A 14874-nucleotide genomic window follows, 5' to 3' on the forward strand; every position below is an offset into this window, starting at 1 on the left:
CAGAACTGCTCATCGGCTGAACCCACCCGAATCATGGGTCGGAAGCTCCGCTGCGGCTGCGGCGCCTTGGACGAAATTCGTGTGAGGCGGCAAGGGAAGGGGGGCCTCTGGCACCGGAAGCCTCCAAATTCAAGGCGCGGGGCGCTGCGGACGCACCGACACTGCAAGCTCGGCCATCACCGTGCGGAGGTCGAAGGCAGGAGGTTCAATTCCATGGCTCTTCAAGCGCTCCGCACTTCCGTAGTGCCGGCGGACGGAAGTGACGCCCGCACGCCCTGGATCCTCCTGAACCTCGACCGGAAAAGGACACTGCCTCACCAACTCGTCAACGAGGCTCCGCAGGCGGGTCGGCACTCCGGAACAGACGTTGAGCACCCCGGTTACGTCCTGCCGCTTCGCCAGCGCGAGGAGGACCTGTGTCACCGCATGAACCGAAAGAAAATCCCGCTCGGTGGAGAGGTCGCCCGTGCGCAGCACGCCACCCTCCGGGGGCATTGCCGCAACCTGGCGTCCAAAGGCCCCTAGCGCGAGATGGCCTGGCATGTGCGGCCCTACGAAGTTGAAGAGGCGAGCGACCACCAAGTTCTGACCCCGCTCCAACGAAGCCAGCGCATGATGCGTCTGCGCGAGCTTCGTGATGCCGTAGCCATCACGAGGTCTGTGCGGAGTTTCTTCCGTCACCGGGAGCGCATCTGCTTCCACTGGACCGTACTCCGCCGCGGAGCCGGCGAGAACAACGCGCGCAGCAGGTACCACCTTGCTGGCAGCGGCGAGAAGTGTCGCGCCATAGATCGCGTTCACTCGGTAAAGCTCCGGTAGAGGGCCAACTGCCGCACCGGCAAGATGCACGATGACCTCGGGCTGAGCCTTCTCGAGAGCCAGCTGCATGGCGGGCGCGTCGCCGGGATCCTCAAGCGGCAGCCACTGCTCGGGGCGCACGGACTGCGGCGCATTCCTTCCAAGTGCCCAGACCGGAATATCCAGGGCCTGGAGAGCCGCGAGCACGTGCGTGCCCAGGAAGCCGTTCGCTCCAGTGACCAGGAACCGCGGCCGGGACATGGCTATCCCTCGTCCGATAGGAAAATGTTGCGCGAGTTCTGGAAAAGCTCCTGCGCAGTGGCATAGTCGTCGGGCCTGCCGATATCGAGCCACCTGCAATCAGGCGCGTGGCAGTGAACATGGTGGTCGTCGCGCACTAGGGCTCGCATGAGGTCGGGCATGTCGAGATACGCACCCGGCTGGACATGATTTCGAACCGCCTCGCGCTGAAGCACGTAGCAGCCCATGCTCACAAGGTGCGGATAGGAAGGTTTCTCGATGTAGCCGGTCATCCGCATCTTGGGGTCGGTCTCAAGAAGGCCAAAATCGATCTTCACCTCCCGGCGAAAGCTTGCAACCGTCGCTGCGGCACCGGTTTGTTCGTGCTCCTGCAGCATCGACTTAAAGTCGAGCGTCGTCAGCAGATCACCATTGGTGACAAAGAATGTGTCTCCGACTTCGTCGAGCACGGCACCGAGAGGGCCTGCCGTGCCCAGGGGCTTGTCTTCGAGGCTGTAGCGGATCCGCAAGCCAATCCGCTCTCCGTCGCCGAAAAAGGCCCGCAGAAGATGGTGAAGGTGATTCACGGCCAGGATTACCTCCTCGACCCCAGCCGAACGGAGCTGGCGCAACAGGAGTTCAAGCACCGGCATCCCCTCGCCAAGCGGCACCAGGGGCTTTGGGAACAGGGCCGTATAGGGGCCAAGCCGTGTTCCCCGACCGCCCGCCATGATGACTGCCTTCATCGCGCTTCTCATCAGACCGTGTATGTTGTGGGGCGGTAAAGGCTCTTATGCTCCCGCATGAAGTCGATGGTCTCAAGGAGGCCGGCATCGAGATCAACACGGGGCGCCCAGCCGAGAAGACGTTGTGCCTTCGAGTTGTCTGAAACGAGGCGCATGACCTCGCTGAGCTTCGGACGCAGTCTAGTGCTGTCTTGGGTGAGGGGCTTCTCGCATATCATGAGTGCGAGGATACGCTTGGCGATCTCACCGATCGAAGCCGTTTGGCCGGTGCCGAGATTGATGGTTTCGCCGGCCACGCCGTCAGCAATTCCTGCCAGAATGAACCCAGCTGCGGTGTCCGACACGAAAGTCATGTCCCGTTCCGGGTCCAAGGCCCCGAGGCGAATCTCGGGCCCATCGGAGAGTGCCTGCGAGATGACCGTTGGAATGAAGGCCCGCGCGGACTGCCGGGGGCCGAAGGTGTTGAACGGCCGCAGCGTGACGACCTCAGTTCCAAAAGAGCGCCAGTAACTCTCGGCGATCTTGTCGGCCCCGATTTTCGAGGCTGAATAGGGCGACTGCCCCTGCAGAGGATGGTCCTCGTCGATGGGCACTCGCTGAGCCGTGCCATAGACCTCCGATGTGCTGGTGTGCACGACGCGCTGGACGCCCAGGCGGCGCGCGGCCTCAAGCACGTTGAGGGTGCCTTCCACGTTCGTCCGGACGTAGGAGCGTGGCGCCACATAGGAGAACGGGATCGCGATCAGCGCAGCAAGGTGGAGAATGACCTCTTGGTCCTGGGCGGCGCTGAACATGAAATCGCCGTCCTCGACATTGCCTGCGACGACTTCGACTTCCTGCAGCACATCGCGGGGAAGGAACTCAAGATTGCCCCAGCTCGACAGCGCATTGTAGTGCACCATCGCACGGACCTTTGCGCCGGCCCGCACCAGTCGCTCCGTCAGGTTGCTCCCGATGAAGCCTCCGGCGCCCGTGACCAGGACTTTCTTGCCAGCAATGCGCTTCTCCGCCTCGAGCAATCCAAGCGCCATCTTCAGATCTCCAGGAAACCGCGACCCTACCGTCGAGCGCGCCTTGTCTCGCCGGATTTCCCTGGCCGGTCAAGGCGAAGAGCCCCATGGAGAGCAGGGTCCTCCCATCGCCTCCGGCTGTATCACTTTTGGCCATTCTGAAGGGGCCGCTGCAGAGGTGAGGTTGGTCCGACGATAAGCGCGGGCGCAAGCCAAGCACGGCGCGGACGTGTATCCCGCTTCGGGGGTTCTGCGCCCTGGTGGCGGAGCGGCAGGCGGCGGCGCTGATCTTCGGGCAATGCGGGATGCTGGAGCCGCCCCTGCCTGTTCCTGGCGCTGCTGGCCCTGAGGCGCGTGCTTACCCCTGGCCCGGGCCCAAGCGGACGGGTCTGCTCGGACCGCAAGATGCTCGAACGCATGCGTTGTCCCGCCGCGTGCGGCGTGGCTTAGCTGTTGAGGCGTTCGAGGATCGCTCTTGCGATCTGCAATTCGCCCCCTCCCAGCGCCGGCTCAAGCGGTGCGAGTGCACGCGCACCGCGAAGCGAATCCCTGACGCGCTCCAGTGTGAGGTCGGCCATCGCTGAGAGCTGCTCAAAGGGCGCGTAGCGCCCGAGCCACCGGAGCAAATAGGGCTCCTCGGGCCAATCTGCACGCTCCAGGAGCAAGCTGGCTCGCCCGTCCAAGGCAAGTTCCGTCACGATCCCATAGCCCGATTTGCTGACGACGAGGTCGACAGACGCCAGGATATCCCTGAACGGGAACGGAAGATCGTCGACGCCCATGACGTCACCTGATGCGGACTTCCACCGCTCAGGGACGAGGAACAGAACATCGCTTCTCGTCTCGAGCGCTGGCGGGCGCGCCACATCCCAGTCACCAAAAGCCAACAAAACAATTGAAGTCGGCTTCGATGGAAAGTAATCCAGGAGTGCGTCTCGTATATTCTTTCCCCGCATTCCGATTGCTGCGGCCAGATCTACGCCTCGGATGGCTGGCATGGGCATTCTCGGGGCCAGCCGGAAGCAAAGATCGGCCTTTTCATACCCCCTCACGATCTCAGCGATAATCCGGGACTGGCCAATCTCGTCTGGCAACAAGCTCAAAAGAAGCTCATCCCAGGACAGAGAGCATACCAGGCAGGTCGGCACCCGGGCGGCCGATGCAGCTTCGATGGCGATATAACCTGCGTTCGAGACGACGAGTTCGGCCTTCAGATCCCGAATTTGCTCAGAAAGATCGGCAATGTGTCCCGCGAGATTGCTGTGGATTTTGCAGTAGTAGGCGCGGGTGGCAGCGCGATCGACCTGCAGGTCAGGTCCCATGACCAAGCCATAATCCGTCTGGGATGACAGGAAGCCGGCGAGGGGGCCGGTCCGCGTCTCGACGAGGCTCCTGGGGCTTCCAGATCGCACCAGGACCTCTAGCTCGGGCTCTAGAGCCCGCAGGCCAGCGATGACGGCCGCCGTCTGCGCGAGATGGCCCCTGCCATGTGCGGAAATGTCGAAAAGGATCCGGTTGGGCAAAGAGCGTCCTTGGCATTGGCCAGCGTTTGAGGGTTTATGAGCCTAAAATTGGGCCAGGATTGCAATGAGATCCTCTCGCCCGCCGGTTTCAGTACAGTGCCATGCCCGTGTCTCACGCTGCGAGACCAGCTTTGGCCGCGTATCCCGCCCGTAGCAGGCTCTGAAGGCGCTCGCCTGCTGGTTCGGCCGTTGTAGTGTTCGACGGAGGTGGAACGTGGGAGGTTGCATGAGCGTCCCCCTTCGCGTCACTAGGAGGATGGGGCCTTCAGGCGTGAAGGCCACCTTTCGGCACCGCTGAGACCGCCTACCCTGTTTGCCCCCGACCGGTGCATGGCCAAAGTCCGAGGATGACCCCACCGGCAGGGCTTCACCTCGTTACCCGCGCACAAGGCTGTCGGGGGAGGTTGCACAAACCCCTAACCAGCGTCAGACGTCGGATTACGCTGCCAGCGTTTCCCCCATGGCCAGCCTCTCCCTCAGGCTTGGTTAAGGATCGGGGCCAAGTTCGGCTAGCTCTATACGTTGAACCGAAGAAGGTGGAGTTTCCCGGTGCAGTCATCAGTGGAGATCCTTAAGCCGCTTACTTCGCTACGCTTTTTCGCGGCCCTTTCGATCGTGATGCTGCACTCCATGCTTTACTTTCCATGGGCTAGCGTCTTTCGAGGATTTCCCCTGGTGTATGGGGTGAGCTTCTTCTTCGTACTGTCCGGGTTCATTCTGACGCATGTCTATAGCCAGCGTCCGACCAGCTACAATCGCTTCATGTGGGCGCGCTTCGCGAAACTTTGGCCTGTCCATGCGGCGACGCTCCTGATGGTGCTGCTGTTCATACGTCCAGACAGCCAACAACTTCCTGGCACAGGCTGGTTTGACCCTCGTCTGGCGATGGTCGCGAATCTCTTTCTCGTTCATTCGATCATCCCATTCGAACTCTATGTGTTCTCCTGGAATTCGGTCTCGTGGTCGATCTCGACAGAGATCGGATTCTACTTGGCCTTTCCGATGCTTCTCCTCGGTCTGCGGGGGACTTGGCATATAAAACTATTCGGGTGTTTCGGGTTTATCTTGCTCTATGGCATTGCCTTCGACGTGTTTTCAGTTCCAGTGGTGAACAATTTTACTTCGCTGGGGCAGGAATTTTTGACCTATTCCTCTCCCTTGTTTCGCCTAGCTGAGTTTGTGGTTGGGATGAGTGCTTACGCCCTCTCTCACCGCTGGAGAAATGCGAACATCAGTGTTTGGCTCCAGACGGCAGCCGAGGCAGCGGCTCTTCTCATCTTGGTGGCGTGGTTCGTTTATGGCTTTCCCGCCGTGTATGGCCTTCTACTTCAGAAGGCGCCGAGCATTCTGCTCAGGTGGTTTACAGTCGGTGGATCATGCTTCGCCTTCGCGCTGGTGATCGCGGTATTTTCGAAGGGCAAAGGTTTGATCGGGCACGTTTTATCAACAAGGCCCCTGGTCTGGCTCGGAGAGATCAGCTTCGCGCTTTACATGGTGCACCAGATCACCATGAAGTGGTTCTACCTCAAGCGCATCGAAGGCCTCATCGATCCGGCCGGGCCAATACTGGCGTTTGGCGCTTGCATCGCGCTGGCAGCGCTCCTCCATCACGGCGTGGAGGTGCCGATGCATTCCCGTCTTACTGGCCGAAGGCCCTGGTTCCGGAAGGCTTCCGCATCAGTTTCGCCCGAAGCGCGGCTTATCACTCCCGAGTCCGCCTCTTCCACCTGACGCGGGTTGAGACGGGGAGCACCACGGCGATGCCCTCGTCCATCAGAACCGCCGCAAGACATCGTCCCTTGTTCCGGCAGCTCGCCAAGGGACGGGAATGGAGCCATGGAGACGAAAATAACGCTTCGCCCTGGCAAGTCGCACCATCGGTCGTCGAGAAAAAAGCCTTCTCGCCGGCAGGGCGGAGTGTCCCGTGTGCGCGGATCAAGATGACCTCCGCGCCCTATGTGGCCTCGAATGCAAATGAGTTTGAAGCTCGTCAAGACGCGCTTCGAATCCGGTCTGGACGATGCCACGCTTGAGATGTCTACCACATTTCTCCAAAGGCTGTGCATTGCGCCTCTTCGGTCGCTCAACGGGCGGCAGTTTCGGTGGCGCAAAAAGGCCAGCTGAGAGCTTGGCGTCCTCAGCCGAACAGGCGCGGGGTTCGGTGCTGCAACAACAATTTATGGTTGAGTAAGGATAATCACCGATGCGTTGTCGCGGCTAATCCCATAACCAGTGCGTGAAGTGCCAGTCTTGCATGCAACCCGGTAGCGGGGCGCGGGGTGGGGATCATGAGCGGTAGTGTCAACGTGGTCACGGGTTCGGTCGAGGACGACGTGATCGTCCCTGGCGTGTCGTCCGCCTTCGTCTCGGGCACCTTCACCGCGCAGGATGACCTGATTTACGCCTCCAACGGCGACGACACGTTGGATGGGAGCGCCGGCGTGAACCGATATCACGCTGGCAATGGCGCGCGGATCCATGTCTGGCAGTCTGGCGTAGCTGATTTCCCCGTACTGGTTCATAAGTTCGGCCTCGACGGCGTGCTCTGGGGCATCGACCATCTGGCGAATTTCTCGGTCTTTGTCGGCGGCCCGAAGGAGGACCAGATCCGCCTCGGCCCGCAGGACGACACGGTCTGCGGCGGCGCCGGTGACGACTACCTCGATGGCGGTGCTGGGCTGAACACCCTCGTCTTCCTGGGCGAGGTGCAGATGGGCGTGCATGTGGACCTTTCGCGCTTCTTCGCCCGCGACGCCTGGGGGTTCACCGACCAGATCCACAATTTTCAGAACGTAATAGGCACCAGCCTCAATGACATCCTCATCGGTGATGGGGGCAATAACACTCTCATCGGTAGCGTCGGAAGCGATACTCTCGATGGGCAGCATGGGAATGACCTTCTCATCGGCGGCGATGGAGATGACGTCCTCATTGCCGGCGGCGGGAGCAATACCTTGCATGGTGGGCTCGGTTTCGACACCGCGGTGCTCACTGGAAGCCGTGAGGCCTGGCAAGTCGTGCGTCAGGAGGACCATCTCTGGATGCAGAACCTCCTCACCGGTGAAGTCAATCACGGAACCGGCATCGAGCGGATCTTCTTCACCGAGAGCGAGGCGGTCGACGTGCAGGCGCTGCCCTCCTTGCCGAGCTCATCGCCCGATCAATTCCCTTTCCCTGAACCGAGCGGGCCTCCAAGCGGTTTGGGGCCAGCCGCCAGCCAGGGTGCTCTCGTCTCGCGACTCTTCAACAAGGTGACAGGCGCACATCTTTACACGACGAACAGCGTCGAGGTTGACTGGATCCTGCAGAACATGCCCGAGTTCGCCTTCGAAGGCGGGTCCTTTCGCACGGCCCCAGAAGGAAGCGCGGGCACAGCCCCCGTTTTCCGCTTTTTCCATACCCAGGCCGGCGGCCATCTGTACACGGCCAGCACCGTGGAGCGTGACAGCATCCTCGAGAACCTGCCGCACTACCGGTTCGAGGGAGTCGCTTACCAGGCCTACACACATGATCTGGGCGCGCAGGAAGAGGTGTTCAGGCTGTTCAACAGTCAGACAGGAACGCACCTCTACACCACCTCAGAATTCGAGCGGGACACGGTTCTCGCGAGCCTGCCTCACTTCAAAAACGATGGCACGGTCTTCTATGTGGATGTGATTTGAGTTTGGTTGTGCCAGCGCGGTTTCGTGGTCTCGTCTGAGACCAGGGCCGGCGCGTTGCAGCGCTTCCTTTCCTTCGTCCTAGGGGCTTTGCGAAGCATGCCAAGCTGGGGCGGGCATGCAGGCGTGGCAGTCGGCGCCGCACGAACGGGCGCGTGCGACTGCCTGCCTCCTCAGCCCCGCTGTATGCTTCGTGCATGGACACGCGTGGCAAGTCCGGCCCCGCCACGGTCAGCACCGTCGCGTCGCTTTCGCGCGCCATGGAGCTTTCGGGCACGTTCACGACGGACAGCACCTTCTGCCCCCGCTCACGCAGCAGCTTCAGCGCCGCCATGGTGTCCGCCGTTTCGCCGGACTGGGAGACGAGGATGGCCGCGCCCCCTTCGGACAAAGGCGGGTCGCGGTAGCGCAACTCGCTCGCCACGTCGGCATCCACGGGGATGCGCGCCAGGCGCTCGATCCAGTAGCGCCCCACCTGCCCGGCCAGGAAGGCGGAGCCGCAGGCCGAGACGGTGAGGCGCGGCACGCGGGCGGGGTCGAAGGGCAGGCGCGGCAGCCGCACTTCCAGCGTCTTGGGGTCCAGGTACTGCCGCAGCGTGTCGCCCAGCACCGCCGGGTGCTCGTGCAGCTCCTTTTCCATGTAGTGGCGGTAGTTGCCCTTGCCCGTCGCGGCGCCGGACACGGCGGTGGTGCGGATCTCGCGCTCCACCTCTTCGCCATCCACGTCAAAGAAGCGCGCGCTGCCGCAGTCGAGGATGGCGTGGTCGCCCTCCTCCAGATAGGCGATGCGGCGGGTCAGCGGCGCCAGGGCCAGCGCGTCGGAGCCGACGAACATCTCGCCCTCGCCGAAGCCGACGGCGAGCGGCGCGCCCTGGCGAGCGCAGATCATCAGCTCGGGCCGCCCGGCGAAGATCAGCGCCACGGCAAAGGCGCCATGGACGCGCTTCAGCGCCGCGGCGGCGGCTTCCTCCGGCTCCATGCCCCCCGCCAGCAGGTGGTCCACGAGGCGGCAGAAGGTCTCGGTGTCGGTTTCGGTCTCGAAGACGGCGCCCTCGGCTTCCAGCTCCGCGCGCAGCTCGGCGTAGTTCTCGAAGATGCCATTGTGGACGACCGCGACGCGCGCGGTGGCGTGCGGGTGGGCGTTGCGCTCCACCGGCGCGCCATGGGTGGCCCAGCGCGTGTGGCCGATGCCGGTGGTGCCGGCCAGCCCCTCGCGCTCCAAGACGGTGGCGAGGTTGCCGAGCTTGCCCTCGGCGCGGCGGCGCTCGATGTGGCCGTTCACCAGCGTGGCCAGCCCCGCGCTGTCATAGCCGCGATACTCCAGCCGGCGCAGCGCCTCGAGCAGCCTGGGCGCCACCTCGTCCCGTCCGACAATCCCGACAATGCCGCACATCAGCCTATTTCCCCCTCAACAGGAGCCAGAGAAGGTCCAAGGCCTGGACCGTCAGGTCGCCCGGTTATCTCGCTTCCAGCGCTTCGGCATGCGATCGGGGATCTCAAGCTCGTACCAGTGGTTCCAGCGGGAGAAATGCGGGTTGTAGTAGGGATCTGAGTCGAGGACCGCGCCCCATCTTTCGCGCATGTACCGCCCCTCGCGCTCCGCACGAACCTTGCTCTCCGAAGTCATATCGTCCCGACCACGCGAGGCCGACTCCAGGTGATATAGCTGCGCAAAAGGCGTCCAGATGTGTCGAAGCCCGAGATCCTGGATCCGAAGGCAAAAATCGACATCGTTGAACGAAATGGCGAGGTCCACCTCGTTGAAGCCGCCGACATGTCTGAAAACCTCGCTCCGGACGGTGAGGCAGGCGGCGGTATTTGCCGAGACGGTCCGCGTCAGGAAATTGTGCGAGAAGTAGCCACGATCGGACTGCTCGTCGCCGAGGCCGAAATGACCCGCAACTCCGGGGCCGTCGGCAAAATCGCCGATACCCAATACGACGCCCGCATGCTGGATGGTCCGGTCGGGGAAAAGAAGCTTCGCGCCAACCGTGCCGATGCCCGGCCGGATGGCATGGGACACCATCTCGCGGAGCCAGTCTGGCTCGATAACAAGAATATCGTTGTTTAGAAGGAGCAGGACTTCGCCGCTGGCCGCAGCCGCCCCAACATTGTTCAGCTTCGAATAGTTGAAGGGCCCAGGCTCCTGCAGGACACGCACCCGGGGGTCCTGCCGCAGTTCCTCCAAGAGCGTGAGTGCTTCTGGCTGTTCGGAGCCGTTGTCAACGATCACGACCTCGAGGTTTGCGTAATTCGTGCGATGTAGGAGGCCAGCTGTGGCGCTCCGCAGTAACTCAGCGCGGTCGCGGGTCGCGATGATTGTGGTCACACGCGGGGCCTCCGCCGGAAGTGGCCAAACAACGCGATGGAACTCAGGCACATTCGGATGAGGCACAACCTGGGCGCCGTCCGCATCGGGCCTTGAGGCGAGGTGGTCCCTCACTGCGACACGGGCGGCCTGGATGCATCGGTCCAGCTGCTCGGAAGAAAAGCTCCCGCTCTGTGTGCGCCAATGGTAGAGGAGCCCGGGCACATGCCGGATCTGGTGCGGCTCAACGAGACGAGATGCCCGCAGGATGAGGTCGTGGTCCTGGCTGCCTTCGAAGCCCACACGCAGGCCGCCGACGGCCTCAACAAGGGTGCGGCGATACGCTGCGAGGTGGCAGACAAAGTTCTGTCCCAGCAGCAGGTCTGGGTCCCAGCCTGGCTTGAAATAGGGCGTGTGCCGCCGGTCCCCATTTTCTTCGATCCGGTCCTCGTCGGAATAAAGGATCTCCAGGTCGGGCGCGTCGTTGACCGCAGCGGCGATCTCATAGAGGGCTCGTTCAGAGAGGATGTCGTCGTGGTCCAGGAAGACCACGTAGTCGCCTCCTGCGAGGCTGAGAGCCGAGTTCGTCGCGGCGCAGATGTTCCCGTTGGTCGGCCGCGCGATCCAGCGGATGCGGGAGTCCTGGGCTGCGCTGGCCTCGAGGAAGGGACGGATGTGTTCCGCTGTCGAAGCGTCGTCAGCGATGCATAGCTCCCAGTTCTCGTAGAGCTGCGCTCGAACCGCCGCGACAGCACGCCGGAGCCCTGCCTCCGGGGTGTTGTAAACCGGCATGACGACAGAGATGACAGGTCTCCGAGAGAAGCGGGACACGTCCTCCTTGATCGCGCCCCGGTCCCAATCCGTCAGGGCATCGCTGTGAGAGATCCAGCGGACAAAAAATTCGGGATCCAGAGCCGGGCCTCGGTCCTGGGGCAACGGCTCGTTTGCCGCATTTGCTGCAGCTTCACTGTACGCCCCAGGCGGGCTTGCGAATCCTGACGCGGACGGCGCGGCGGGCCGGCCACGCATGCTCTTCACAGCCTTGGCCGTGGCGAGAATAGGGGTCATCGTGCGCCAGAGCGTCGAGTTCAGAACCGCCTCTGCCGCATGGCGTGCCTCGCGCGCGACGCGGTAGGCACCCTCGATCTTGCGGACGGCCTCTTCTTTCTCGCGATTGGCCTCCTTGGCCACACGCTTGTAGCGCTCGGCCTGTGCACGAGCGTGCAGGGCGCGATGCTCGGCGAGAAGGAGCTCGTCCTGCAGCGCCTGAATGCGCGCTCTTAGGTCTCTGATCTCCTGGTCAGCTGGCGCACCAGCGGGCTTGTGATCTGACATTGTTCTTCCTTGGCCCGCAGCCGTCTTGCCGAGGCACGGCTTCCTAAACTCAGTGCCGACACCCGGAACTGGGTGACACCGTCACGATGCGAAGAAGTCGTTGACCGGCAGGTCGACTACTATCCGACCTTGGTCCATCTTCAAAACTCGCGTGCACCATCTCTGCACGACATTCATGTCGTGGCTCGCCAGGACGAGGATGTCGGCATCAGAGACAAGTTGTTCCAAACGTGTCGTCGCACGAGACAGGAAGTCTGCGTCTCCGGCAAGGAACCACTCATCCATCAATAGGATCTGCGGCGACATCAGGGTCGCTGCTGCAAAGGCGAGGCGAATGCTCATTCCCGCAGAATAAGTCCGCACCGGCACATCAAGGAACTCACCGAGACCGCTGAACTGTCCTGCTTCTTCGGCCATAGCCTCGCACTCAGCCGGTGTCCGTCCAAGAAACATCCCTCGTAGCACGATGTTCTCGCGGCCCGTCGCATCCTGATCCATGCCGGCAGCAGGGTCGATCAATGCGCCTATCGTTCCTTGCATCTCTATACGTCCACTGACCGGCTCGTAGATGCCTGCGAGGCAGCGCAGGAGGGTCGTCTTACCTGCCCCATTGCTGCCGACGAGCGCCACGCGCTCCCCCGGGTTGATGGTGAAGGTCAGATCTCGAAGCGCGGAGACGACTACCCGGTTCGCATCGTCCCGCAAACGGCTCGAGGATTTCGCGAGGAGTCGCTTCTTCAGGGATCGCGCCCCGAGATGATAGAGAGGAAACTCAACGGTCATCTCCTGGGACCGAATAAAAGCCATTGCGGGCCGTCCTCAGATCCAGAATGCAAGCCGGTTGCGAAACCGGACAAAGAACACGAGGGCGAGGGCAACCACGCCGGACGAATATACGACGGCCGCGGCCCACACCCTGAGTGGAACGCCGCCTTCAACAAGCGGGCCTCGGATGACCTCGATGAGGACATAGAATGGATTGAGGAACAGCCAGGCCTGCCCGCCCTCGAGGAGTTCCGGCTTCCACAGAATGGGAGAAAGGAAGAAGGCAAGCTGCATGATGTTAGCGACGATAGGCGGGATGTCGCGGAATCGAGCACAAAGCAATCCCAGGAAAAATGCGCCAGCAATGGCGTTGAGGATCAAAATCAGGAAGCCAGGCACGATGAGGAAGGCCTCAGGGCCAGGCAGATGCCCGCAGACCAAGAAAACAAGGGCAATCAGCGGCAGGCTATGGGCGGCTGAAATAAAAGTCCTGAAAACAGTTCTCAGAATATGAACAGTATAAGGAAGGCGCATTTGCCGAATAATTGCATCAGCGCTTGTGAATGCTGCGCACGCCTCAGCAGTAATTTGATTGATCGTGTTCCAAAGGAGAAGGCTTACCGCGAGGAACGGGAGGTAGAGCCGTATATCAAGCTTGAACAGCGTCGAGTATAAGACGCCCAAACCTCCTACCATCACGGCCGTGGAAAACGTCAGCCAGAACGGCCCAAAGACGGACCCCCTGTAACGGTTTCGCGTGTCGAGCCAAGCCAGCGCCCAGGCGAGCCGTCGTTGCCTCCAGCCGCCGACCAGATCCTCGACAGCCCGTGCGGCTTTGCGAGGATCCGCCGCATCTCGGACGTAGATTTCCGTGCCCATGGAACTCTGCTGAAACATGGGCGCCGTATACCTTAGGTTGGTGGAGGCGCCTACTATCCCGCTCTCGGCCAAGAGACAGGTGCCGGATCTTGGTGGCATCTGGCGTGGGACTGGGGCCAATCGCCATTTGACTGCTCTCGCTGGAGGGCGTGGTCAGGAGGTGGGGCCCCCAGAGGAAGATCAGGGCCGCCAGGAAGCCGAGCGCGCACCACATCCCGTGAAGCGAACCCCAGCGCTCGATCATGCGCCGAGCCTCGGGTTTGCTACGACTACTGGCGCTTGCACGTGCTGCTGCGGCGCGAAGGCTGGTCGGAACCACATGGCGTAATCGCGAGGGGCGGCTCGCGATCTAGCCTCGCCGTCCTCGACGCAGCGAGAGGCAACGACGATGACGACGTATGTTGGCTTGGACGTATTCACTCGTGCGACGGCGATCTGCGTGGTGGATGAGAGCGGGGAGAAGCTGTGGGAGGGTCAGCGGCCGACCGATCCTGACACGATCGCCGAGGCTCTCCGGCACCATCCGCCGGACCTAACACGGGTCGGTTTGGAGACCCGGCTGAAGACGCCTTGGCTCTGGCGCGAGTTGACGGAGCGCGGGGTGCCCGTGGCATGCTTGCACACGCGGCATGCCAAGGCTGCTCTGTCGCTGCAAATGAACAAGACCGATCGGAACGACGCGCTCGGCCTCGCTCGGCTGGTCCGCTCTGGGTGGTACCGGGAGGTCCCGGTCAAGGCACTCGACACCCACCGCCTCCGTGCCGTTCTCTTCGCACGGCAGCAGGTCGTCGGCATGGCAACCGGGCTCGTCAATAAGAACCGAAAGACTCTGCGCACGTTTGGGATCGCCGTCGGCTCTGGCAAGGGCGCGATCTTTGAAGCGCAGGTCCGCCGGGTGCTGCCGTCGGGCGATGTCGCGCTCTTGGGTCTGATTGAAGCAATGCTCCGCGCCTGGCGCGCCGTGGTGGACGAGCGCATGAAGCTCGAGCGTCAGCTGATTGTCGCGGCGAAGCACGACACGGCGTGCAGGCTCCTCGCCACCGCACCCGGTCTCGGCGCCGTGACGGCGGTCGCCTTTGTCGGCGCCATCGAGGACCCGGCAAGGTTCAGTCGCTCAAAGGACGTGGTGGCCTTCCTCGGCCTGATGCCCCGGCGATACCAGTCGGGATCAGTCGACGCCACAGTCCGCATATCCAAGTGCGGTGACAAGCTCGTCCGCAAGCTCCTGTTCGAGGCCGCACACGTCATCCTCATCCGCACGGCGGCACAGCTCGAGCTGAAGGCATGGGCCGAGCGCATCGCCGCACGCTCGGGCCACCTGACGCCCCAGGAACTTGCTGCCGAAGCAGCCCGGAAGGGCTGCCGATGAAGCCCGAAAACTCTCCCTTCGGGCGGATCAGTTTCGGGACTACGGTCAGTGCAAGGGCGGTGCTGCTCACAATGAGTTCGAGTTCGTACGCTAGCCTGTTCCTGGAGAGTGACGATGCCTAGCCCGGACAGGAAACGCTCCGGCCTTTGTGGGACCGGAGCGCTGCCTTGGTGTGTTCTGACGAAGAAGTGTCAGGCGGCCTTGCGGCGCACGAGGCCGAGGCCCAGCAGGCCGGCGCCCAG

At 62.5% G+C, this 14874-nt stretch carries 10 protein-coding genes and 1 pseudogene; 3 read left to right on the plus strand and 8 right to left on the minus strand.

All coding sequences use genetic code 11. From position 1 onward, the window contains the following. Positions 1-129 precede the first annotated feature (129 nt). The 4 genes from OF850_RS17900 to OF850_RS17915 all read right to left on the minus strand — a co-directional run bounded on the left by OF850_RS17900 (position 130) and on the right by OF850_RS17915 (position 4116). Entirely contained in the window at positions 130-1059 is a 930-nt protein-coding gene (locus tag OF850_RS17900; protein ID WP_301591711.1) for an NAD-dependent epimerase/dehydratase family protein, read from the minus strand. A 2-nt stretch (positions 1060-1061) separates the two neighbouring features. Beyond that, entirely contained in the window at positions 1062-1784 is a 723-nt protein-coding gene (locus OF850_RS17905; protein ID WP_301591712.1) for a nucleotidyltransferase family protein, read from the minus strand. 11 nt (positions 1785-1795) lie between these two features. Next, positions 1796-2815: a GDP-mannose 4,6-dehydratase gene (locus OF850_RS17910; RefSeq protein WP_301591713.1), complete on the minus strand. Its 1020-nt coding sequence runs from the start codon at positions 2813-2815 to the stop codon at positions 1796-1798. Positions 2816-3240: 425 nt separating this feature from the next. Beyond that, complete coding sequence (locus tag OF850_RS17915; protein ID WP_301591714.1) at positions 3241-4116, minus strand: hypothetical protein; 876 nt, start codon at positions 4114-4116, stop codon at positions 3241-3243. A gap of 762 nt (positions 4117-4878) precedes the next feature. On the opposite strand from OF850_RS17915, the gene OF850_RS17920 reads away from it, so the two are divergent. Beyond that, positions 4879-6048, plus strand: coding sequence for an acyltransferase family protein (locus OF850_RS17920; protein WP_301591715.1), 1170 nt, complete (start codon positions 4879-4881; stop codon positions 6046-6048). Positions 6049-6605: 557 nt separating this feature from the next. Continuing rightward, a complete protein-coding gene (locus OF850_RS17925; RefSeq protein ID WP_301591716.1) occupies positions 6606-7979 on the plus strand; it encodes a hypothetical protein in 1374 nt (457 codons plus the stop codon). Between the two features lie 208 nt (positions 7980-8187). Here OF850_RS17925 and glmS read toward each other — a convergent pair. From glmS to OF850_RS17945, 4 genes and pseudogenes are all read right to left on the minus strand, one after another. Next, a pseudogene (glmS, locus tag OF850_RS17930) lies at positions 8188-9369 on the minus strand (glutamine--fructose-6-phosphate transaminase (isomerizing)); the annotation flags it as partial. Positions 9370-9420: 51 nt separating this feature from the next. Next, positions 9421-11619: a glycosyltransferase family 2 protein gene (locus tag OF850_RS17935; protein ID WP_301591717.1), complete on the minus strand. Its 2199-nt coding sequence runs from the start codon at positions 11617-11619 to the stop codon at positions 9421-9423. An 81-nt stretch (positions 11620-11700) separates the two neighbouring features. Further along, the gene (locus OF850_RS17940) at positions 11701-12402 is read right to left on the minus strand and encodes an ABC transporter ATP-binding protein (protein ID WP_301591718.1); all 702 of its coding nucleotides are present in this window, start codon (positions 12400-12402) and stop codon (positions 11701-11703) included. 36 nt (positions 12403-12438) lie between these two features. Beyond that, entirely contained in the window at positions 12439-13263 is an 825-nt protein-coding gene (locus OF850_RS17945; protein WP_301591719.1) for an ABC transporter permease, read from the minus strand. A 388-nt stretch (positions 13264-13651) separates the two neighbouring features. On the opposite strand from OF850_RS17945, the gene OF850_RS17950 reads away from it, so the two are divergent. After that, positions 13652-14632, plus strand: a complete 981-nt coding sequence (locus tag OF850_RS17950; protein WP_301591720.1) for an IS110 family RNA-guided transposase — start codon at positions 13652-13654, stop codon at positions 14630-14632. Positions 14633-14874: the final 242 nt, after the last annotated feature.

It is taken from the genome of Sabulicella glaciei, from assembly GCF_026183895.1.
Taxonomy (GTDB): domain Bacteria; phylum Pseudomonadota; class Alphaproteobacteria; order Acetobacterales; family Acetobacteraceae; genus Roseococcus; species Roseococcus glaciei.